The sequence below is a fragment of the Burkholderia sp. FERM BP-3421 genome (genome assembly GCF_028657905.1).
GTDB lineage: Bacteria > Pseudomonadota > Gammaproteobacteria > Burkholderiales > Burkholderiaceae > Burkholderia.
Genome location: NZ_CP117782.1, coordinates 3,241,226 through 3,261,283, shown reverse-complemented (window position 1 = coordinate 3,261,283; position 20,058 = coordinate 3,241,226). Strand labels below are relative to the sequence as shown.

The 20,058-nt window shown below is 66.8% G+C and carries 18 protein-coding genes; 4 read left to right on the top strand and 14 right to left on the bottom strand.

All coding sequences use genetic code 11. The annotated features are described in order from the left end of the window. Nucleotide 1 precedes the first annotated feature (1 nt). The 8 genes from Bsp3421_RS30795 to flhD all read right to left on the bottom strand — a co-directional run bounded on the left by Bsp3421_RS30795 (nt 2) and on the right by flhD (nt 8,234). A complete protein-coding gene (locus Bsp3421_RS30795; RefSeq protein ID WP_274000566.1) occupies nt 2–1,939 on the bottom strand; it encodes a methyl-accepting chemotaxis protein in 1,938 nt (645 codons plus the stop codon). Between the two features lie 31 nt (nt 1,940–1,970). Continuing rightward, the gene (gene cheW, locus Bsp3421_RS30790; protein ID WP_274000564.1) at nt 1,971–2,501 is read right to left on the bottom strand and encodes a chemotaxis protein CheW; all 531 of its coding nucleotides are present in this window, start codon (nt 2,499–2,501) and stop codon (nt 1,971–1,973) included. A 30-nt stretch (nt 2,502–2,531) separates the two neighbouring features. Then, nucleotides 2,532–4,739, bottom strand: a complete 2,208-nt coding sequence (gene cheA / locus Bsp3421_RS30785; protein WP_274000563.1) for a chemotaxis protein CheA — start codon at nt 4,737–4,739, stop codon at nt 2,532–2,534. 33 nt (nt 4,740–4,772) lie between these two features. Further along, nucleotides 4,773–5,147 (bottom strand): response regulator, encoded by a 375-nt coding sequence (locus Bsp3421_RS30780; protein WP_274000561.1) that lies wholly within the window; start codon nt 5,145–5,147, stop codon nt 4,773–4,775. 16 nt (nt 5,148–5,163) lie between these two features. Further along, nucleotides 5,164–6,201 carry a flagellar motor protein MotB gene (gene motB, locus Bsp3421_RS30775; protein ID WP_274000559.1) on the bottom strand — a complete coding sequence of 346 codons (1,038 nt, stop codon included), beginning with the start codon at nt 6,199–6,201 and terminating at the stop codon, nt 5,164–5,166. A 16-nt stretch (nt 6,202–6,217) separates the two neighbouring features. Then, on the bottom strand, nt 6,218–7,078 hold the full coding sequence (motA, locus tag Bsp3421_RS30770) for a flagellar motor stator protein MotA (protein ID WP_252981945.1): 861 nt from the start codon (nt 7,076–7,078) through the stop codon (nt 6,218–6,220). Between the two features lie 195 nt (nt 7,079–7,273). Next, nucleotides 7,274–7,825, bottom strand: a complete 552-nt coding sequence (gene flhC, locus Bsp3421_RS30765; RefSeq protein ID WP_274000558.1) for a flagellar transcriptional regulator FlhC — start codon at nt 7,823–7,825, stop codon at nt 7,274–7,276. A gap of 88 nt (nt 7,826–7,913) precedes the next feature. After that, the gene (gene flhD, locus Bsp3421_RS30760) at nt 7,914–8,234 is read right to left on the bottom strand and encodes a flagellar transcriptional regulator FlhD (RefSeq protein ID WP_252981947.1); all 321 of its coding nucleotides are present in this window, start codon (nt 8,232–8,234) and stop codon (nt 7,914–7,916) included. Nucleotides 8,235–8,798: 564 nt separating this feature from the next. Between flhD and Bsp3421_RS30755 the strand changes: the two genes are divergently transcribed. After that, on the top strand, nt 8,799–9,863 hold the full coding sequence (locus Bsp3421_RS30755) for a glycosyltransferase family 4 protein (protein ID WP_274000557.1): 1,065 nt from the start codon (nt 8,799–8,801) through the stop codon (nt 9,861–9,863). Between the two features lie 93 nt (nt 9,864–9,956). On the opposite strand, the gene Bsp3421_RS30750 is transcribed toward Bsp3421_RS30755, so the two are convergent. After that, entirely contained in the window at nt 9,957–10,253 is a 297-nt protein-coding gene (locus Bsp3421_RS30750; protein WP_274000556.1) for an H-NS histone family protein, read from the bottom strand. Nucleotides 10,254–10,557: 304 nt separating this feature from the next. Between Bsp3421_RS30750 and aqpZ the strand changes: the two genes are divergently transcribed. Next, nucleotides 10,558–11,262 carry an aquaporin Z gene (aqpZ, locus tag Bsp3421_RS30745; RefSeq protein ID WP_274000555.1) on the top strand — a complete coding sequence of 235 codons (705 nt, stop codon included), beginning with the start codon at nt 10,558–10,560 and terminating at the stop codon, nt 11,260–11,262. A gap of 436 nt (nt 11,263–11,698) precedes the next feature. On the opposite strand, the gene Bsp3421_RS30740 is transcribed toward aqpZ, so the two are convergent. Next, nucleotides 11,699–12,520: a Cof-type HAD-IIB family hydrolase gene (locus tag Bsp3421_RS30740; protein WP_274000554.1), complete on the bottom strand. Its 822-nt coding sequence runs from the start codon at nt 12,518–12,520 to the stop codon at nt 11,699–11,701. Between the two features lie 98 nt (nt 12,521–12,618). Further along, nucleotides 12,619–13,503 carry a BadF/BadG/BcrA/BcrD ATPase family protein gene (locus Bsp3421_RS30735; RefSeq protein WP_274000553.1) on the bottom strand — a complete coding sequence of 295 codons (885 nt, stop codon included), beginning with the start codon at nt 13,501–13,503 and terminating at the stop codon, nt 12,619–12,621. Nucleotides 13,504–13,645: 142 nt separating this feature from the next. Between Bsp3421_RS30735 and Bsp3421_RS30730 the strand changes: the two genes are divergently transcribed. Then, nucleotides 13,646–14,245 carry a DNA-3-methyladenine glycosylase I gene (locus tag Bsp3421_RS30730; protein ID WP_274000552.1) on the top strand — a complete coding sequence of 200 codons (600 nt, stop codon included), beginning with the start codon at nt 13,646–13,648 and terminating at the stop codon, nt 14,243–14,245. Between the two features lie 66 nt (nt 14,246–14,311). Here the strand turns inward: Bsp3421_RS30730 and Bsp3421_RS30725 are convergent, their stop codons facing one another. After that, nucleotides 14,312–15,529, bottom strand: coding sequence for a PepSY-associated TM helix domain-containing protein (locus Bsp3421_RS30725; protein ID WP_274000551.1), 1,218 nt, complete (start codon nt 15,527–15,529; stop codon nt 14,312–14,314). A gap of 268 nt (nt 15,530–15,797) precedes the next feature. Between Bsp3421_RS30725 and Bsp3421_RS30720 the strand changes: the two genes are divergently transcribed. Continuing rightward, nucleotides 15,798–17,921 (top strand): TonB-dependent siderophore receptor, encoded by a 2,124-nt coding sequence (locus Bsp3421_RS30720; RefSeq protein WP_274000550.1) that lies wholly within the window; start codon nt 15,798–15,800, stop codon nt 17,919–17,921. A gap of 273 nt (nt 17,922–18,194) precedes the next feature. On the opposite strand, the gene Bsp3421_RS30715 is transcribed toward Bsp3421_RS30720, so the two are convergent. Together Bsp3421_RS30715 and rpsU are read right to left on the bottom strand one after the other, a co-directional pair. Next, nucleotides 18,195–18,875 (bottom strand): class I SAM-dependent methyltransferase, encoded by a 681-nt coding sequence (locus tag Bsp3421_RS30715; RefSeq protein ID WP_274004414.1) that lies wholly within the window; start codon nt 18,873–18,875, stop codon nt 18,195–18,197. A gap of 646 nt (nt 18,876–19,521) precedes the next feature. Then, on the bottom strand, nt 19,522–19,734 hold the full coding sequence (rpsU, locus tag Bsp3421_RS30710) for a 30S ribosomal protein S21 (protein WP_006401410.1): 213 nt from the start codon (nt 19,732–19,734) through the stop codon (nt 19,522–19,524). Nucleotides 19,735–20,058: the final 324 nt, after the last annotated feature.

Below are 20,058 nucleotides of genomic sequence, written 5' to 3'. Positions count from 1 at the left end.
TTTAGAAGGTCTCCCAGTCGTCATCGGAGGCGACGGCCGCGGCGGCCAGCGCCGGCTTTGCTTCGCCCGACAGCACCGGGCGCTTGAGCGCAGACGGCGCGGCGGCCGGACGCGGCGCGTTCGCCGGGGCGGCCTTCGCCGAGGCGGCCTTCGCCGGGGCGGCCTTCGAGGGAGCGGCCGCGGCCGGAGCGGCCTTCGTCGAGGCGGTCTTGGCCGGCGCGGACTTCGCGAGCTTCGGCGCATAGCCCGACGGCGCGGGCGCCGCGGCCGGCTTCGGCGCGGCGCCCGGCAGGGCGGGCGCGGCCGCGTGCGGCGCGGGGCGCGGCAACGCCGGGGCGGTCGCGCGAGCCGGCGTTGCCGCCGCGGCAGCCGGCGCGCTGATGCCGCCCTCGACGCGCCAGCCGAGCACGGCCTGCTTCAATTGACGGGTCTGCTCCTCGAGCGACGCGGCGGCTGCCGCGGCCTGCTCGACGAGCGCGGCGTTCTGCTGAGTGACGGCGTCCATCTGGCCGACCGCGCGGTTGACCTGCTCGATGCCGGTCGACTGTTCCTCGGACGCCGCGCTGATCTCGCCCATGATGTCGGTCACGCGCCGCACCGCCTGGACGATTTCGCCCATCGTCGCGCCCGCGCGCTCGACCAGCGCGGAGCCGCTTTGCACCTTGTCGGCCGAATCGCCGATCAGCTGCTTGATTTCCTTGGCCGCCGTCGCGCTGCGCTGCGCGAGCGAGCGCACCTCGCCCGCCACCACCGCGAAGCCGCGACCCTGCTCGCCCGCGCGCGCCGCCTCAACGGCCGCGTTCAGCGCGAGGATGTTGGTCTGGAACGCGATGCCTTCGATCGTGCCGATGATGTCGACCACCTTGCCGGAACTGATCGCGATGTCCTGCATCGTCACCACCACCTGGCCGACCACTTCGCCGCCCTGGGTCGCGATGTCCGAGGCATTGACCGCGAGCTGGCTCGCCTGGCGCGCATTCTCGGCGTTCTGGCGCACGGTGCCGGTCAGCTGCTCCATGCTCGACGCGGTTTCCTGCAGCGACGCTGCCTGCTGCTCGGTGCGCTGCGACAGATCGGTATTGCCGCTCGCGATCTCGTGCGCGCCGACGTCGATCGATTCCGCGCCGCGATGCACGGCCCGCACCATCACGGAAACCGCGTCCTGCATCCGCTTGATGCCGGCGAACAGCCTGCCGATCTCGTTCCTGCCGCGGATCGTCACCGGCTGCGACAGGTCGCCGGAGCCGATCCGCTCGAACAGCGCGATCGCGTCGTTGAGCGGCTGCACGATCAGCCCGCGCAGCGCGAAGCGGATCGCGATCACGACGACGAAGGCGAGCGCGATGCCCGCGCTGATCAGCGCGACGAGCAGCGAGATGCGCGCCTGGGTCGCGTCCTGGCGCGCCTCGGCGCGCTGCTGGTACGCGCCGACCACGGCCGCGGCCGACTGGTCGTAGGCGACGAACATCGGGCTGATCTTGGTATCGGCGATCGCGTGGTAGCCGGCCATGTCGCCGGACTTGGCGGCCGCGAACTCGGGCTCGACGCCTTCCTTGGTCAGCGTCGTGTAGCGCGCGTTGAGCTCGTCGGTCAGCGCGCCGTCGATGTCATCCTTCGACGCGCCCTGAAACGCCTGCCAGTTCTGCTGCGACCTGCCGTACAGCTCCTGCGCGCGCGCGAGCACCTTCTGCGCCTCGTCGGCGTTGCCCGCTTCGGTCAGCGTCTTGAAGCGGTCGAGCGCGACGCGCGAGCGCAGCAGGTACGACGACGTGTCGTCGAGCGCGTGGATCGCCGGCAGGTCGCCGTGCGCGATCGCGTCGAGCGACCGGCTCGCGTGGTGCAGCCCGTACAGGCTCAGCCCGCCTACCGCCGCGGCCAAGAGGACCAGCATGAATCCGACCGCCGTCAATGTCGTGCGGATCGACCAGTTGTGCAACATCGTGAGCCTCCCGTATTTCCGTGCTGCTCCGTCAAGCGCCGAGCGCCTCGATCAGCGCCATTTCGCGGCTCGTCATCAGCTTCTCGATGTCCATCAGGATCAACATGCGGCCATCGACCGTGCCGAGGCCCGTGAGGAACTCGGTCGTCAGCGTCGCGCCGAACTCCGGCGCCGGCATGATCTGTTCGGTCGACAGCGTGAGCACGTCCGACACGCCGTCCACCACCATCCCGACCACGCGATGCGCGACGTTCAGGATGATCACGACAGTCTGGTGGTCGTACTCGACGCGGCCGAGGTTGAACTTGATCCGCATGTCGACGATCGGCACGATGATGCCGCGCAGGTTGATCACACCCTTGATGAAATCGGGCGCGTTCGCGATCCGCGTGACGCTGTCGTAGCCGCGGATCTCCTGCACCTTCAGGATGTCGATGCCGTATTCCTCGTCGCCGAGCGTGAAGACGAGGAACTCCTGGCCGGTCGCGTCGCCCTGGGCGGCGTCGCGGCGGGTGACCGCCGCATTCGCGGCAGCCGAGTGGTTCGTTTGGACTTCGGACACGTTGGCCCCCTGGTCGGTTGAATGCGAGAGTTAGGAAACGGCCAGCGCGCCGCCGGCGTGCGCGCCGTGCGTCGAGCGGGTTTCGCGATTGAGCGCGGCGACGTCGACGATCAGCGCGACGCTGCCGTCGCCGAGGATGGTCGCCGCGGAAATGCCATGCACCTTGCGGTAGTTCGTTTCGAGGTTCTTCACGACCACCTGCTGCTGGCCCACCAGCTCGTCGATCAGCATCGCGAAGCGGCGGCCCTCGGTCTGCATGATCGTGACGATGCCCTGGGTCGGGTCGGTGCGCGCCTCCTCGACCGAGAACACTTCGTGCAGCGCGACGAGCGGCAGGTATTCGCCGCGCACCCGCACCACGCGCTCGCCGTTGCCGACCGTGTAGATGTCGTCGGCGGCCGGTTGCAGCGACTCCATCACGAAGTTGAGCGGCAGGATGAAGATCTCGCCGCCGACCTTCACCGACATCCCGTCGAGGATCGCGAGCGTGAGCGGCAGCACGATCCGCGTCGTGGTGCCCTTGCCCTCGTACGAGGCGATCTCGACGTGGCCGCCCATCGACTGGATGTTCCGCTTCACCACGTCCATCCCGACGCCGCGGCCCGACACGTCGGTCACCACCTCGGCGGTCGAGAAGCCCGGTGCGAAGATCAGGTTCCAGACTTCCTCGTCGCTGATGTTGTCGGGGATCTGCATCCCCTGCTTGGCGGCCTTCGCGAGGATCCGGTCGCGGTTCAGGCCCGCGCCGTCGTCGCTGACCTCGATCACGATGTTGCCGCCGTGATGCGCGGCCGACAGCACCAGCTGGCCGACCGCGTCCTTGCCCGCGGCGCGGCGCTTGTCGACGGTCTCGATGCCGTGGTCGAGGCTGTTGCGCACGAGGTGGGTGAGCGGATCGATGATGCGTTCGATCAGGCTCTTGTCCAGCTCGGTGGCCTGGCCGAACGTGACCAGCTCGACTTCCTTGCCGAGCTTGCCCGCCAGGTCGCGCACGAGGCGCGGGAAGCGGCTGAACACGTAGTCCATCGGCATCATGCGGATCGACATCACCGCTTCCTGCAGGTCGCGCGCGTTGCGCTCGAGCTGCGCCATGCCGTTGTAGAGGCGGTCGTGCAGCGCCGGATCGAAGGTGCTGGTGGTCTCGGCGAGCATCGCCTGGGTGATCACCAGTTCGCCGACGAGGTTGATCAGCTGGTCGACCTTCTCGACGCCGACCCGGATCGAGCTGCCTTCCGCATTCGCGGCGGCGGCGGCCGGGCGGTGCTTGCGATCGTCCGCGTGCGGCGCGGCCGGCGCGGCCTTGGCGGCCGCCGGCTGCGCGGCGGGCACGGGTTCCGACGCCGGCGCGGCCGCGACCGGTGCGGCGACGGGTTCGGCGACCGGCGCGGCGACGGGCGCCGACGCCGCCTCGACGGGCGCGGGCGCGCTCGCGGCCTCGGCCGCCGGCTGCGCGGCCGGCGCGGTGCCGCGGCCGATGCGGATCTGGCTTTCGTCGATCACGAAGCAGCACACGGCGACGATGTCGTCCGACGGCACGTCGGAGTCGAGCCACAGCGTCAGGTCCTGGCCGCTCTTCGCGCGGCCGACCACGTGGCCGAGATTGCCCAGCTCCTCGGCCAGCAGCGCCTGATCCTTGTCGTCGACGCCGCTCAACGTGATCTGCAGATGCGGGCCGTCGCCTGCCGGCGCGGCGTCGGACGCGCCTTGCGCGGCCTCGTAGGCCTGCTCGACCACGTGTTCCGGGGTGCCGTCGGCGGCGGCCGGCGCCGGCGCCGCCAGCGGGGCGGGCGTCGGCGTGGGCACCGGCTGCGGCGCGGCCGCGGCGGGCGCGGGCGCCGCTGCGCCGCTGCTCGCGGCCTTCAGCTTTTCGAGCTTCGCGCAGATCGTCGCGGCCGCGGCCGCGTCGGGCTCGGCGCTCGCGCGGTAGTCGGCGAGCTGGTCCGACAGCACGTCCTTGGTTTCAAGGAACGCGTCGACCATGTCCTTGGTCAGCGTCAGCTCGTGGTTGCGCGCGCGGTCGAGCAGCGATTCGAGGATGTGGGTGGTGTCCGTCAGCGCGGAAAAACCGAACGTCGCCGCGCCGCCCTTGATCGAGTGCGCCGCGCGGAAGATCGCAGCCAGATCCTCGGGATCGGGCGACTCGACGTCCAGATTGAGCAGCAGCTGCTCCATCTGCGCCAGCAGCTCGTCGGCTTCGTCGAAGAACGTCTGGTAGAACTGAGTAATATCGAGAGTCATGCCGGTTCACCGCCTTAAAACAACAAGTTCATGTCACGGATGGCTCGGCGCGAGCGCCGCGACGAGGTCGAGCAGCGTCTCCGGGTCGAGCGGCTTCTGGATCCAGCCGGTCGCTCCCGACTCGCGCGCGGCGGCCTTGAATGCATCGCCGTCTTCGGTCGTCAGCACCAGGATCGGGATCGAAGCGTAGTGTTCCTTCTCGCGCAGCGCGGCGATCACTTCCAGGCCGTTCTTCCTCGGCATGTGGTGATCGGTGACCACCAGGTCGAAAGCCGCGACCGACGCGATTTCGAGGCCGACTTCGCCGTCCGACGCGACCGTCACGTCGTAGCCGGCTTCGGTCAGCGTCGCCTGCAGCAGCGCGCGCATGGTGGCGGAATCGTCGATGGCGAGGATGGTTCGGATCATGGTGGTCTCGTAGGCGTCAGGGTTTCGGCGCGGCCGGCATCGGCGCGGCCAGCTTCGGCGCGACGGCCGGCGCGGGCGGCGCCACGACCGGGGCCGGCGCGAGCTGCTCGGCGAGCTGCTTCGAGCCGGCGGCGTCGGACGACAGCGTCGTCGTGGTCGCATCGTCGCGCATCAGCGCCAGTTCGGATTTGCGATTGAGCACGATGATGCTGATCCGGCGGTTTTCCGGATCGAGCGGATCGTCCTTGTTCAGGTTCTGCGTCGAGGCGAGGCCGAGCACGCGCAACACCTTCGCCTCGTCCATGCCGCCCGACACCAGCTCGCGGCGCGACGCGTTCGCGCGGTCCGCCGACAATTCCCAGTTGCTGTAGCCCTTCTCGCCGCCCGCGTAGGGCACGGCGTCGGTATGGCCCTGCACGATGATGCGGTTCGGCACGTCGTTGAGCGTCTTGCCGATCTCGCGCAGGATGTCGCGCATGTACGGCTCGACGTTGTCGCTCGACATCGCGAACATCGGCCGCTTCTGGCTGTCGACGATCTCGATGCGCAGGCCCATCAGCGTCGAGTCGATGCGGATCTGCTGCTTGAACTGGCGCAGCGTCGGGTTCGCCTCGATCGCCGCCATCAGCTTCACCTGCAGATCATGCAGGCGCACCTGCTCGCGGCGCTCGAGTGCGCCCTGCGCCTGCGCGAGCGCGTCGTCGTCGTTCTGCTTCGCGACCCGGTCGGCCAGGCTGGTCGAGCCGTCGGTGCGGCGCGTCACGCCGGCGTCGATGCTCGAGATGTCGCGGCCGCCGCCCTTGATGATGCTCGACTCGTCGGCGCTGCGGTCGCCGCTGCCCAGCAGCGCGGCCTTCAGCGGCGTGTTGAAGTATTCGGCGATCCCCTTCAGTTGCACCGGCGTGACCGAACTGAGCAGCCACATCAGCAGGAAGAAGGCCATCATCGCGGTCATGAAGTCCGCGTAGGCGAGTTTCCATGCACCGCCGTGGTGCCCCTTCTTCTGGGGCGCCACCCGCTTGACGATGATTGCGCGATCTTTTCCTTTGCTCATGCCCCGGGCTCCGCGCTCACTTCGCCTTCACGCGGCGCACATGCTCTTCGAGTTCCGCGAACGACGGACGCTCGGTCGAGTAGAGCACCTTGCGGCCGAATTCGACCGCGATGGCGGGCGCGTAGCCGTTCAGGCTCGCGAGGATCGTGACCTTGATGCACTGGAACATCTTGGTCGATTCGGCGACGCGCTGCTCGGCCAGGCTCGCGAGCGGGCCGAACAGGCCATACGCGAGCAGGATGCCGAGGAAGGTGCCGACCAGCGCCTGCGCGATCATCGCGCCGAGCACCGCGGGCGGCTTGTCGGCCGAGGCCATGGTGTGGACCACGCCCATCACCGCGGCGACGATCCCGAAGGCCGGCATCGCGTCGCCGACGCGCATCAGCGCGTGCGCGGGGCCTTCGCCCTCGGCGTGATGGGTTTCGATCTCCTCGTCCATCAGGCTCTCGATCTCGAACGCATTCATGTTGCCGCCCACCATCAGCCGCAGGTAGTCGGTCAGGAATTCGACGATGTGCTTGTCGGCGAGGATTTTCGGATATTGGGTGAAGATCGGGCTCTTCTCGGGATCGTCGATGTCCGCTTCGAGCGTCAGCGTGCCTTCCTTGCGCGCCTTCGCGAGCAGCACGTACAGGAGCGCCATCAGCTCCATGTAGACGTCCTTGTTGTACTTCGAGCCCTTGAACAGTGTGGGCAGCAGGCGCAGGGTCGCCTTGATGGTCTTGAAACCATTGCCGATGATGAACGCGCCCAGACCAGCGCCGCAGATCATCAAGATCTCGACGGGCTGCAGCAACGCGCCCAGATGTCCGCCGGCCAGCGCATAGCCACCGAACACGGACAACAGCGTCACGAGAGTTCCCACGAAAATCAGCACTGCCTGTCCCTCACGAGTAAGCGGCGGGGAGGCCGCCGTTAAGTGGTTTACGGCAGTCGGGACAAAAACTTTGGCGCCTGCGCGAGGCGCCGGGGCCGGTGTAAACCATCAATCCGCGGAGGATTGGACCCCTTCGCGGCAACCCGTCGGGCGGGGCGCGCCGCGCCAGAGCGCGCCCCCGCGAGGGCGCGCCCGTCAGACCGCCAGCGCGGCCAGTTCGGCCCTGGCCGCGGCCTTGCGGGTCTTGCCCGCGCGCGACGGCGGCTGGCACAGGCCGCAGACGAAGCCGTGCTGCGGGTCGTGCGCATGCGCGACAAAATGCCCGCCGCAACGGGTGCACGGGGTCATCTGCAGCATCCCCGAGTCGAAGAAGCGCACCAGCGTCCACGCGCGCGTGAGGCTGAGCGCGGGTTCGTCCGCGGACAGGTTCACGTGCTCGAGGTACAGCCGGTAGCTCTTCACGATCGACTGGATCGGATCGCAGCCGCCGTGCGACTGCATGAACCGGTAGATGTTGTAGAACAGGGACGAATGGATGTTCGGCTGCCAGGTCATGAACCAGTCGGTCGAGAACGGCAGCATGCCCTTCGGCGGCGAGACGCCCTTCAGTTCCTTGTACAGCTTGATCAGGCGGTCACGCGACAGGCTGGTCTCGGCTTCGAGCAACTGCAGTCGCGCACCCAATTCGATCAATTCGATGGCCAGGGTGATTTCCCGGACCTCGACAACCACGCTTTTGGTCGCCATTGTTGTTCACCTGCTTGTTCTGTGAGTTCCCCGCGCAACCGCGCGCCGTCGCCGGCGCCCCCGCGCCGGTACCTCCGACGACGCGGGATCAGCGGATGCCTTCGACCGGTTGACCGGCCATCAGGATGGCGGAGTGGGCTTGCGTGACGGTGTCGCTGCGGCCTTTGTCGGCCAGCGACGAGAGGAGCGCGTGATCGTCGAAACGAAAACGGCAGAGCATCTGATTCGATGCGGCGAGCTTCACGGTCTGGGCCAGCGAGAGATTGGCAAGCACATTCGCCAGTTCTTCCGAGACCCCCATCCGAAACATGCCCATGGCTTTGTCCTCACGCAGCAGACGCTGCGCGAGCAACAGATAAGACAGGTTTACTTCTTTGATCTCAGTGAGCATTTCGCTGGTAGCGCTCATGATTCCCCCGTAGAAATCTTGGCCGTACGTACTTATGAAAACGTTTGCCTGGGCACCTCTCAGTGAGAGACGAACGGCACGTTTATAGTCTTACTGCCATTTTGGCCAATCGGTTTTCAAGCGGGTATCAGCAAAGAGAACGCATCCGGGCAGGATTTCTCTGTAAACCATGTAGGAATTTTTCTGACAGTCAGAGTTGACAGGTAGACGTGCGGCGATTTCTCGGAAAGCCCCGCCAGACAAGGCGGGAGGCGGGCTTTAAAAAAGCATTACGGGGAAATTATAGAGCGTTTTCATGCGCCCGCAACAATCCCTTTGGATGTCTCGCATTTTGGGTGGAGTCGCTCATTTTCACGGCCTACGGCGTATTTCATCCTGTAACAAGGCTTAAGTCTTTGAAAAATCACTCGATGCCGCGCGAGCGATCCAGATAATGAACGGCGAACCTCGGTATCCGGCCCCGTGCCGGCTTCCATTTTTTTCGCTTGTCACCGCGTGACGCCCGAGGGCGCCGCGCCTCGCGACCCCCTGGCAAGCGCCGCCTGTCCGCACCGGAGACCGCCCATGCGCATCGCTCAAATCGCCCCGCTCTACGAAGCCGTTCCGCCGAAGCTCTACGGCGGCACCGAGCGGGTCGTGTCCTACCTGACCGAGGCGCTCGTCGAGCTCGGCCATGACGTGACGCTGTTCGCGAGCGGCGATTCCGTCACCTCAGCGCGCCTCGAGGCCGCCTGGCCGCGCGCGCTGCGCCTCGACGCTTCGATCCGCGATCCGATCGCACCCCATATGCGGCTGCTCGAACGCGTGGCGCGTTCGGCGCACGACTTCGACATCCTGCATTTCCATCTCGACTATCTGCCGTTCCCGTTGATGTCGCGTCTCGACACGCCCTATGTCACGACGCTGCACGGCCGCCTCGACCTGCCGGAACTGCAGCCGATGTTCAACGCGTTCCCGCACGCGCCCGTCGTGTCGATCTCCGACAACCAGCGCAAGCCGCTGCCGCAGGCCGCATGGGCCGGCACCGTCTATCACGGGCTACCGGACGGGCTCCTGACGCCCTGCTCGGAGCAGGCCCCCGGCTATCTCGCGTTCCTGGGCCGTATCTGCCCGGAAAAGCGCGTCGATACGGCGATCCGGATTGCCGCCCGCAGCGGCATGCCGCTCAAGATCGCCGCGAAGATCGACAAGGTCGACGAGGAATACTTCCGCACCGAGATCGAGCCGCTGCTCGCCGACGCGGATGTCGAATTCATCGGCGAGATCAACGAGGCGCAGAAGCCCGCGTTCCTGTCGGGCGCCAAGGCGCTGCTGTTCCCGATCGACTGGCCGGAGCCGTTCGGCCTCGTGATGATCGAGGCGATGGCGTGCGGCACGCCGGTGGTCGCGTTCAATCGCGGCTCCGTGCCCGAAGTGATCGAGGACGGCGTGACGGGTTTCATCGTCGAGGACATGCACGGTGCGATCGGGGCGTTGCATCGGATCGATACACTGTCGCGCACCGAGATTCGTGCGCGCTTCGAACAGCGTTTCAGCGCCAAGGCGATGGCTCGACACTATCTGGACGTATACGAAACACTCTGTGATACGACGAAACAATCGCAGTGGCGACAGAGTGCCGCCGGCTAGTCGCCATTCCCGGCAACAATACAGAATTACAGTTCGAAAAATGATAAAAGCCGCATCCAGGATGCGGCTTTTATCTGGCTGAGCGCTGCACGCTTATTCAATCAAAAAGCGCTCGCGGTTTTTGCCGACGATCCAATTGGGCGGCTTGCCTCGGCCACTCCAGGTACTGCCGGATTTGGGATCCCGATATTTCGGGGGCAGCGGCCCCTTCTTCGGCGGGCGGCCGCGCCGGGCCCGTTCGGCGAAGCCGAGGTCCTGGGCAGTCAACCCATACTCCGCAATCTTCGCCTGCAACTCGGCGATCACGGTTTCGACTTCCTGCCGGCGCACTTCTTCGGCCTGGGATTGCAAATCGGCGATCTGCGCCTTGATTTTTGCGTATTGAGACATTTCGACTCCCTGTTTCGTGATCCGCTCGGCGATTCCAGCCTAGACACAAAGGATCTATTGCGCAATCAGCATTGCACCCGTGCCAGCTTAATAATTTGTCTGATAAATTTTTAAGCGCGCCCGCGCATATATTCACAATGCGTCGATATTCTAATAAAAATAACCATCAAACACTCCTAATTTAACAATCGTTGACCCTTCGGAATCCGTGTAATTTCCTATAATCCAGACCAATTCCGGGGGCGCGGACCGAGGTCGGTGCGCGCTCCATGTGTTGTCTGTCCTTTATCAGGAATCCAATCCAATGAAATTATCCCAACGTCTCACCGCAGAATTGTTCGGTACTTTCTGGCTCGTACTGGGTGGCTGCGGCAGCGCCGTACTGGCTGCCGCCTTCCCCGGTCTCGGGATCGGTTTCGTCGGCGTGGCGCTCGCGTTCGGCCTGACGGTGTTGACGATGGCATTCGCGATCGGCCATATCTCCGGGTGCCACCTGAACCCGGCGGTCAGCGTCGGGCTCACCGTCGCGGGCCGCTTCCCGGCGCGCGACCTCGTGCCGTACATCGTCGCGCAGGTGATCGGCGCGACGCTGGGCGCGTTCGTGCTTTACCTGATCGCGACCGGCAAGCCCGGTTTCGACGTGGTCGGCAGCGGCTTCGCGACGAATGGCTATGACGCGCGTTCGCCCGGCCATTACTCGCTCGCGGCGGCGTTCATCTGCGAAGTGGTGCTGACGGGCTTCTTCCTGTTCGTGATCCTCGGCGCAACCGACAAGCGCGCACCGGCCGGCTTCGCGCCGATCGCGATCGGGCTGTGCCTGACGCTGATCCACCTGATCTCGATCCCCGTGACGAACACGTCGGTGAACCCGGCGCGCTCGACCGGCCCGGCGCTGTTCGTCGGCGCCGAGGCGCTCGGCCAGCTGTGGTTGTTCTGGGTTGCACCGATCATCGGCGCGGCGATCGCCGGCGTGGTCTATCCGCTGATCGCGGGCCGCGACGCGCAATGACGCATGCGGCGCGCCGCGCGACGGCGCGGCGAGGAAACGGCGAGCCTCCCGCCGGGTGAAAATCCAGGAGGCAGGCAGGTTTCAACGGGCGCGACGGCGCCCGTTTTTCATGGTGCCGCGCAGTATGAAGGAGCGGGGCGGCCGGGACGTCGACCGGCCGGCGCGAGGGCCGCGAAGGGAAGCGGGCAGGCGGCGAAGCCGGGGCGAGCAACCCCATGCCGCGCAGCGGACGTACTGGCTGCAACCCTGGCGTCGCGTCGGGTGCAGCGTGCTCGGGTGCAGCGTGCTCGGGTGCAGCGTGCTCGGGTGCAGCGTGCTCGGGTGCAGCGTGCTCGGGTGCAGCGTGCTCGGGTGCAGCGTGCTCGGGTGCAGCGTGCTCGGGTGCAGCGTGCTCGGGCGATGCCGCGTCGCGGCACGCCCGATCGGTCGCGGCAACCTAGCCCGCCACGCCGTCCTCGAGCGCGAACAGCGCGCGCAGCTGGCGGGCGACGCCCGCGTCGGAGTTGTTGCCGATCCGCGGCACGCGCGGCAGGCGCGAGACGAGATCCGGATTCGCATTGTTCATCATGAACGGATGACCGGCGGTTTCCAGCAGGTCGATATCGTTCATGTTGTCGCCGAACGCCACGCAGTGCGCGGGATCGACGCCCAGCCGGCCCAGCACGACGCGCAGCGCGCGCCCTTTCGACACATTCGCCGTCATGACTTCGAGGCAATCGGGCAGCGAATAGGTAACGTACAGCGCATCGCCGAAATTCGCGGCGAGGTTGTCGGACACCTCGGCCAGATCCTCGGGCTCGCCGATATACAGCACCTTCGCGACATCGGCGCCATCATGGGCCAGCAGGTCGACAACGCTGTAGTTGAAACCGGAGTCCTGGTGGAAGTCGAGCAGATGCGGCGCGTCGCGGTCGATCAGCCAGGCGTCGTTCGTGAACAGGTTGACGATCACCCGGCCGTGGGCGCCCGCCGACTCGGGCCGAACCAGCTGCCGCACGGTCGGCGCGGGGAGGTCCTGTGCGTAAATCAGGCTGCCGTCGGGCGCATGCACCCGCGCGCCGTTCGACGTGATCAGGTACGGCCGGATCCCGAGCACGTCGCGAATGCCGTTCACGTCCGCATGATGGCGCCCGGTCGCGATCACGAAGTCCACGCCGTCGTCGGCCAGCCGCCGCACCGTCTCGATCGTATAGGGATCGAGCTGGTGGTCGCTGTTCAGCAGGGTTCCGTCGAGATCGGTGGCGATGACTTTATACATGGCGGCAGGTCGGAATTGAGCGGGGGAGGCGGAAGCGCAAACGGCCATTCTAGCGCCGCGGCGCGCGCCCTGCCGCCGTTTGTCGCGGCGGGCGCGGCTCAGGGCGCCGCCGCGCGGCCCGCCGCCTCGCGGCGCGCGAGCTGCAGCGCACCCTGCGCGGAGTCGGCGAGCGGCGCGCGCAAGCGGGGCCGGTGGCGTTCGGGCACGGCGTCGGCGAGCGGCGCCGCGAGCCCGCCGCAGAGCGCGACGGGCCACGCGGCGGCCGGATCGAGGGCGTCGATCAGCTTGCCGATCTCGTCGCCCGCCTGCGCGACGAGCATGGCCGCATACGGGTGCGCGCGATGCGCGAGCACGATCGGCGCGAGCCGCGCGTAGGCGGTCTGGTTCGCGTCGCACGACCAGACCACGAGACTGTCGCGCTCGGCCGCGCCGGTTTCGTCGAGCAGCGCACGCGCGAACGCATCGAGCGGCGCCCGGCCGTCTAGCGCCTGCTGCGCGTAGGCGAGCGCGCGCAGCCCGAGCCACGCGCCGCTCGCCTCGTCGCCCGATGGGAAGCCGTAGCCGCCCGCGAGGCGGCAGGCGCCGGCCGCGTCGAGCGCGGCCGCGATGCTGCCCGTGCCCAGCGCGACGATCACGCCCGGGCCGCCGCCGTGCGCGCCCAGCACGGTCGTGTAGGCGTCGCTCTCCACCGCCAGCGCAGCAAGCGGCGCGCGCGCGCGGAACGCGGCCAGCCACGCGGGATTGTTCACGCCCGCGAGCCCGCAGCCGAGCACGCAGGCGTGCCAGTCGAAGCCGACGCCGGCCTGCGCGGCCGCCGCGCGGCATGCGGCCTCGATCGAACGCCACGCGTTCTCGACGCCGAGCGCGAGCCCCGACGGCCCGCCCGCGCCCCGGCCCAGCTCGCGCCCGGCGGCGTCGGCCAGCACCGCGCGGGTGCCGGTGCCGCCGCCGTCGATGCCGATCAGATAAAGGTCATGGCTCATTGCTTGGGTTCCGCCTGTTCATCGACGCGCAAGCTTAACCGCAACCGCGGCCGCCGCGCATCGGCCGAATGGCCGGGCTTGCACGTGCGCGGCATTCCGCTATCCTGACGCAGCTCAAGCCGGAACGACACGAGAGGATGCGATGGGAGAACGTTGCAACTGGGTCCGCACGGACGCCGACGCCCACTATCACGACACCGAGTGGGGCGTGCCGTCGCGCGACGACCGCCACCTGTTCGAGATGCTGATCCTGGAAGGCGCGCAGGCAGGCCTGTCGTGGTCGACCATCCTCAACAAGCGGGAAGGCTACCGCGCGGCCTTCGCCAATTTCGAGGTCGACAAGGTGGCGCGCTTCACGCCGGCGCGCGTCGACAAGCTGATGCTCGACGCCGGCATCGTGCGCAACCGCGCGAAGATCGAATCGGCGATCGTCAACGCGCGGGCGGTCCAGCAGATCCAGGCCGAGCACGGTTCGTTCGCGGCCTTCCTGTGGTCCTTCGTCGACGGCGCGCCGCGCCAGAACAGCTGGGATTCCTATCGCGACGCGCCGGCCTCGACCGACGCCTCCGACGCGCTCAGCAAGGCGCTCAAGCGCTACGGCTGCAAGTTCGTCGGCTCGACCATCTGCTATGCGCTGATGCAGGCCACCGGCCTCGTCAACGATCACGAGCGAACCTGCCCGTGCCACGCGCGCTGTGCGGCGCTCGGCAAGGCGTCCGCCAAGCGCGGCGCGCGCGCCTAGCTGGCCGCACCTAGCCGGCCGCACCTGGCCAACCGCGCCTTAGCCGACCGCGCCTGGCCAGCCGGCTCAGGACGCGGCGCGCGCGGCCTTGGCCGGATTCGACGCGGCGGCCGGACGGCGCCGGGCGCGGAGCTTCTTCAGCCAGATCCACAGGCCCGTCACGCTGAGCATCGCGATCACGACGCCGAGCGCGCTGACGAGCACGCGGCCCGGCAGGCCGGCGATCCGGCCGGAATGCAGCGGGAACTGCGCCTGCATGAACACGTCGCCCGCCGACCCGCGGCCGGGCACGAGCCCCGCCACGCGCTTGCCCGTCGAGGCGTCCCAGAACAGCCACGGATTACCCAGGCCGACATCGCCGTGGTCATTGCCCGGCCGGAAGAAGCCGACCGCGTAAACATTGAGCGCGGTGGAATAGAACATGCCGCCCGGCGGCGCCTCGATGCCCTCCGCGCGCGCCGCGTCGGCGGCGATCGCCGCCATCCGCTCGCGGCTGATCGGCGCGGGCGCGGGCTGCGCGGGCGCGAAGCGCTGCGGATCGGTGAACGGCGTGGCCGTGAGCGGCGACAGCCGCTCGACGAGCGGGCGCACGACCTGGTTGCCGAGATTCATCGACACCGAGGTGAACGCGACCACGATCAGCAGCGCCCACACCCACACGCCGCCCGAGCGGTGCAGGTCGAACACCACCGGGTAGCCGCCGCGCGCGAAGCGGAACGCGAACGACTTGCGCCACTGCTTCCGGCTCGGGAACGCGAGCACCAGCGCGATCACGCTGTCGGCGAGCCAGACCACGCTGACGACGCCCATCACCCACATCCCCAGATCGATGCCGCCCACGGCGGGCAGGTGCAGCGCGTAGTGCAGGCGGTAGATGAACGGGATCAGTTCGAGCGGCGCGAGCGAGATCGCCCCCCATTCGCGGCGCGCCTGCACCGCGCCCGTCCCCGGGTCGACGGCCAGCTGGTTGAAGTCGAGTACGTAGGGCGCGCCGGTCGCGGGATCCGTGCGCGGCATCAATCCCACCTGCAAGGTATGGCCGGGCTCGATCGCAAGCGGCAGGTAGGTCACCTGGATGCGCGGATCGGCGCGCTCGATCCGGTTGGCCAGCTCGAGCGCCGACAACGGCGGCTGGCCGCTGTGCGCGTGGAAATACTCGGGATTGATCAGCGCATCGAGCTCGTGGTCCCAGGCGATGATCGCGCCCGTCAAGCCGGCCAGGAACAGGAACAGCGCGACCCCGACACCGAGCCAGCGGTGCAGGAGGACGAACAGCGGCCTCATGCGCGCGACAGACGAAACGGGACGGAAGCGGCCGGGCGGACGCCGAAGAAGTGGGCTGCGGGACTCACTGCACGAAAATAGAATAAGAATCGTTCTCATTCTATCAAATCTCTTGCCTGGGCGACAAGTCGCCGGCTCACCGCCGGTTGCGCGTTCCAGACACATCTGAGTTTGCAGCCAAATGATTTCGGACTCCGGCCGATCTTTGATAGCATGCGCGCCATTCATTCATATAAATGCGAATGATTCGCAACACTATTCCATCTTCATGACCCATCCCGCCCTTCGACCGCTGCGCCTTGCCGCGTGGCTCGCCTTCTGCAGCAGCGCCCTCGCTCACGCGGCCCCGTCGCCGGACAGCACGCCGCCGCAGGAAAACACGCTGCCCGCCGTGCGCGTCACGGCCGCGCCCGACGCCCCGCAGCATCTGCGCGAGGACGTGAGCGGCGGGGCGCTCGGCACCCGCTCGCAACTGGATACGCCGTTCTCGACCACGATCGTCGATGCGAAGGAATTGGCGGAGCGCCAGCCATTCAAGCTCGCCGAGGTGTTCGGGGGCGACGCGTCGGTGACCGACAACGGCAACGGCTACAGCGTCTGGGCCAGCTACCTGTCGGTGCGCGGCCTGCAGCTCGACTGGCAGAACGGCTACAAGATCGACGGGCTGCCGTTCGTCTCGTACGGAATCACCATGCCCTACGAGCAGCTCGAGCGCGTCGAGCTGCTCAAGGGCCTGGGCGGCTTCATGTACGGCTTCGCGTCACCGGGCGGCGTGATCAACTACGTGACGAAGAAGCCCACCGCGCAGCCGGTGGCGAGCGTCGACGTCGGCTACCGGAGCACCGGGGTGTGGAGCGAGCACGTCGATCTCGGCCGCCGCTTCGGGCCGGACCAGATGTTCGGCGCGCGCCTGAACGCGACCCACGAGGAAGGCAAGATCTACAACGGCGGCAACGTCCGGCGCGACACCGCCTCGCTCGCGCTCGACGCGAACCTGACGCGCGACCTGTCCGTCAATTTCGGCGCGCTGTACCAGAACCGGCGCACCTCGGGCCAGACGCCGTCGATCTATACCAGCAGCTACACCGGCGCGAGCCTGCCGAGCGCGATCAGCGGCGGCACCTCGAACCTCGCCGGCGCGGACCAGTATCTCGCCACCAACCTGCAGCAGTACACGTTCGGCGTGCAGTACCAGCTCACGCCGGACTGGGTCGCGAGCGCGACCTACAGCTACAGCAAGGTGACGCGCCAGCGCAACGAAAGCACGCTGAACCTGCTCGACGGCGCCGGCAACTACAACGACACGCGCTACGCCGGCAACCAGGGGCATCGCTTCAGCCTGTGGCAGGCGATGCTCGAAGGCAAGGTGCGCACCGGCCCGTTCAGCCACCAGCTGGTGTTCGGCGCGGCGTGGCAGAAGGAGACCAGCGACTATTCGAGCAACGACCTGTACCACAGCATCGGCACGGGCAACCTGTACGCGCCCAATCCGAATACGCTGTACAACCCGGGCGGCTTCACGCAGTACCGCGACAACGACATCACGCAGAAATCGCTGTTCGCGAGCGATACCGTGAAGCTGACCGAGCGCTGGTCGGTGATCGCCGGCCTGCGCTACATCAGCTACGAACAGAATTCGTACAGTCCCGCCGGCGCGACGCTGTCCACCTATGCCGACAACGGCGTGATCACGCCGACCTTCGCGCTGCTGTACAAGCTCGCGCCGTCGACGACGCTGTACGCGAGCTACGTCGAATCGCTCGAACCCGGCCAGCGCGTCGGCGACACCTATGCGAACCACGGCGAACTGCTCAAGGCGCTGCGCAGCAAGCAATACGAGGTCGGCGTGAAGAGCGAGCACGCGCGCTGGAGCGCCACGGCCGCGCTGTTCCGGATCGAGCGCGGCGCGGCGTATGCGAACAGCGCGAACGTCTACGTGCAGGACGGCCAGTCGATCTATCAGGGCGTGGAACTGGCCGCGAGCGCGAAGCTCGGCTCGCAGTGGGAAGTGGCTGGCAGCCTGATGGCGCTCGACAGCTGGTATGCGAAGGGCGCGGCCAACAACGGCAACCGGGTGGCCGGCGCGCCGACCTTCGTCGCGGCGGGCAAGCTCGCGTATGCGGTGCCGACGCTGCCGGGCCTGACGCTCGGCGCGCAGGCGAAGTTCACCGGCAATACGCCGCTGCGCGCGGCGGGCGGCCTGAACGCGCCCGGCTATCTGCTGCTCGGCCTCGGCGCGACCTACACCACGCGAGTCGGCGGTCACGGCGTCACGCTGCGCGCCTCGCTCCACAACCTCGCCAATCGCCGCTACTGGCAGTATCAGTACGAGAACTACGTGATGCCGGGGGATCCGCGCACCGTCAGCGTCAACGCGAAGTTCGATTTCTGAGCGGCGGGATCAAAGCGATCCGCTCGCCTGACGCTGCTCCGGCGGGCGTGCGGTATCGCACGAGAATCAGCTGCCACCTTCCGGGGTCGGCGCATACCGAAAGCGTTGCGGCAATATCTCGCCTGTGCCGTCAATAGGCCCATCTCTCGATGGTCATGCTGACCATGCCGGCATTGTCGAAGCGCGCCCGGTCTCGTCTGCCGTGCTCATCCGAGCGTCAGTCCCGACCGCGGCGGATCGAGCCGGCATTGATATCCCCGGGCAAGCGGTCGATCAAAATCCTTTCCAGTAATCCACGAATCCCTGCTTGTAATGAAAATAGGGGGTCTGCAATTCGCGGTTGATCCCGATGATGCGCGCCTCAAGCTCGGCCAGCCCCGGGCAGCCGCGTTTGAACAGATACCAGCTTTTGGCCTGCGGCGAATAGACCGACGCGGCGTATCCCCACTGGTCCATCAGCAAGGACATGCTCTTGTTGGTATGGAAGGCCGTGTGGACCATGGTGTCGATGTAGAACCAGTCCGGATCCTTCGGCACCCGCTCGGCGATCACGGTATGCAGCATCAGTACGCCATCGTCACGCACGAGTCGATTGACCTCATCAAGCGCATCTCGGTCCAGCACATGCTCGAACATCGCGCTGTTGATCACCAGCGTGTAGCGGGACAGATCCTGCTCGGCCACATAGCTGACGCGATTGTCCTGATTGCGCACGTAGCGATCGAAGATGGGAATGCCGATATCGAAGTACTTCTTCATGCAACGGGAGAACGTACCGTAGCCGGCCGCATAGTCAATCGCATCGTCAAGCTCGACGACGCCGTTCTTCGCCAACAGCGTCAGGGCGAGCGCCTGATCGATGTATGGCGGCTGGTTGGTGGTTCTCGATGCAAGATCGTTTTCAAACGTGTGATGCCAACTCGAATTCAGTTGCGACCATTGCGCATCGGTCATTTCCTGATGGGTTCTCGACACGGTGAAACCGCAGTTTCCGCATTTCCAGAAATCAACTGTCAGCGTCTCGGGAAACGGGCTGCCCGGATAGGTCGGGTAGTCTTTCGAGAAAAAGTACGCCGTTTCGCGGCTGCAGATCATGCATGGGTGAATTCTCATACTTGCCGTCGGACCCGACATCTTGGTTAGCTGCCGCAAAGTATACCGAGGGAACCGTTCGGGAGGCGAGCGCGCTGGCGGACGGCTCCTGCGCAAGTCTGGCGCAAGGGTGAACGCCGTGCAGTGACCGGCTTCTCCGCTGGCATCGCCGCCGGGTCGCGTTCAAAGAGCCGGTCCGGTCCGCCTGAAGGTCGATCGCGCGACGATACGGCCGGACCCATGAGCGTGCTCGGTCCGGCATTTCGCGATTGCGGCCCGGATGCCGTTCGCGCCGCATGCGCCGGCGCCGTCCGGAATCGCAGTGGCGATCCGCATCGCCGGTTGCCGTTTGCGCCGACGTCCCGGCGCCCGGTAACAAAAAACCCCGCCCGACTAGCGCCGGGCGGGGTCTTTCATCGTACGTCACGCCGGATGCTCCAAGCAAAACGGCGATGCAGCCTCTTTCGAGACTCGCATCGCCGCTCGCGGACGAACCGGAAAGAAGCTTTTAGTGGAGCTTCTTCGGCAGCATCTGGCTGCGCAGGCGCTTGTGCAGGCGCTTCACCGCAGCGGCCTTCTTGCGCTTGCGCACAGCCGTCGGCTTTTCGTACGACTGGCGTTCACGCAGTTCAGCGATCAGGCCATTTTTTTCGATAGCACGGCGAAAGCGGCGAATCGCCACTTCGAACGGCTCGTTTTCCTTCAGAAGAATCGTCGTCATGTCGTTCCTAAATTGCTTGATACGGTCAAAAACGTAGCGGCCAAGCGCCACGCACCGGCCTTCCGGGCGTTCCCACAACAGGCGAAACGAGCGGCTAACGGCCTCGGAGGCCGGAAATGAGAGGCGGAATGCACCGCGACACGCTTGGCAACCCACACCAGGCGCCGCGTTTGACTGCCAGCAGACATGCCGCGAGCGGCAAAGGCTTGACAGAAAATCTCAATTCAGCCCGCCATCATAACAGGTAAACATTGGGCCGGCTACCGGTTTACCGCTTTCCCGTGGCGGGCTCCCCGAGCGCCTTCCCCTGCGTTCCCGCGCATT

What these genes read in the sequence shown, in the direction of transcription:
- Bsp3421_RS30795 (WP_274000566.1), bottom strand. Translation starts at nt 1,939, where the DNA reads ATGTTGCACAACTGGTCGATCCGCACGACATTGACGGCGGTCGGATTC.
- cheA (WP_274000563.1), bottom strand. Translation starts at nt 4,739, where the DNA reads ATGACTCTCGATATTACTCAGTTCTACCAGACGTTCTTCGACGAAGCC.
- Bsp3421_RS30780 (WP_274000561.1), bottom strand. Translation starts at nt 5,147, where the DNA reads ATGATCCGAACCATCCTCGCCATCGACGATTCCGCCACCATGCGCGCG.
- motB (WP_274000559.1), bottom strand. Translation starts at nt 6,201, where the DNA reads ATGAGCAAAGGAAAAGATCGCGCAATCATCGTCAAGCGGGTGGCGCCC.
- flhC (WP_274000558.1), bottom strand. Translation starts at nt 7,825, where the DNA reads ATGGCGACCAAAAGCGTGGTTGTCGAGGTCCGGGAAATCACCCTGGCC.
- flhD (WP_252981947.1), bottom strand. Translation starts at nt 8,234, where the DNA reads ATGAGCGCTACCAGCGAAATGCTCACTGAGATCAAAGAAGTAAACCTG.
- Bsp3421_RS30755 (WP_274000557.1), top strand. Translation starts at nt 8,799, where the DNA reads ATGCGCATCGCTCAAATCGCCCCGCTCTACGAAGCCGTTCCGCCGAAG.
- Bsp3421_RS30750 (WP_274000556.1), bottom strand. Translation starts at nt 10,253, where the DNA reads ATGTCTCAATACGCAAAAATCAAGGCGCAGATCGCCGATTTGCAATCC.
- aqpZ (WP_274000555.1), top strand. Translation starts at nt 10,558, where the DNA reads ATGAAATTATCCCAACGTCTCACCGCAGAATTGTTCGGTACTTTCTGG.
- Bsp3421_RS30740 (WP_274000554.1), bottom strand. Translation starts at nt 12,520, where the DNA reads ATGTATAAAGTCATCGCCACCGATCTCGACGGAACCCTGCTGAACAGC.
- Bsp3421_RS30735 (WP_274000553.1), bottom strand. Translation starts at nt 13,503, where the DNA reads ATGAGCCATGACCTTTATCTGATCGGCATCGACGGCGGCGGCACCGGC.
- Bsp3421_RS30730 (WP_274000552.1), top strand. Translation starts at nt 13,646, where the DNA reads ATGGGAGAACGTTGCAACTGGGTCCGCACGGACGCCGACGCCCACTAT.
- Bsp3421_RS30725 (WP_274000551.1), bottom strand. Translation starts at nt 15,529, where the DNA reads ATGAGGCCGCTGTTCGTCCTCCTGCACCGCTGGCTCGGTGTCGGGGTC.
- Bsp3421_RS30720 (WP_274000550.1), top strand. Translation starts at nt 15,798, where the DNA reads ATGACCCATCCCGCCCTTCGACCGCTGCGCCTTGCCGCGTGGCTCGCC.
- Bsp3421_RS30715 (WP_274004414.1), bottom strand. Translation starts at nt 18,875, where the DNA reads ATGACCGATGCGCAATGGTCGCAACTGAATTCGAGTTGGCATCACACG.
- rpsU (WP_006401410.1), bottom strand. Translation starts at nt 19,734, where the DNA reads ATGACGACGATTCTTCTGAAGGAAAACGAGCCGTTCGAAGTGGCGATT.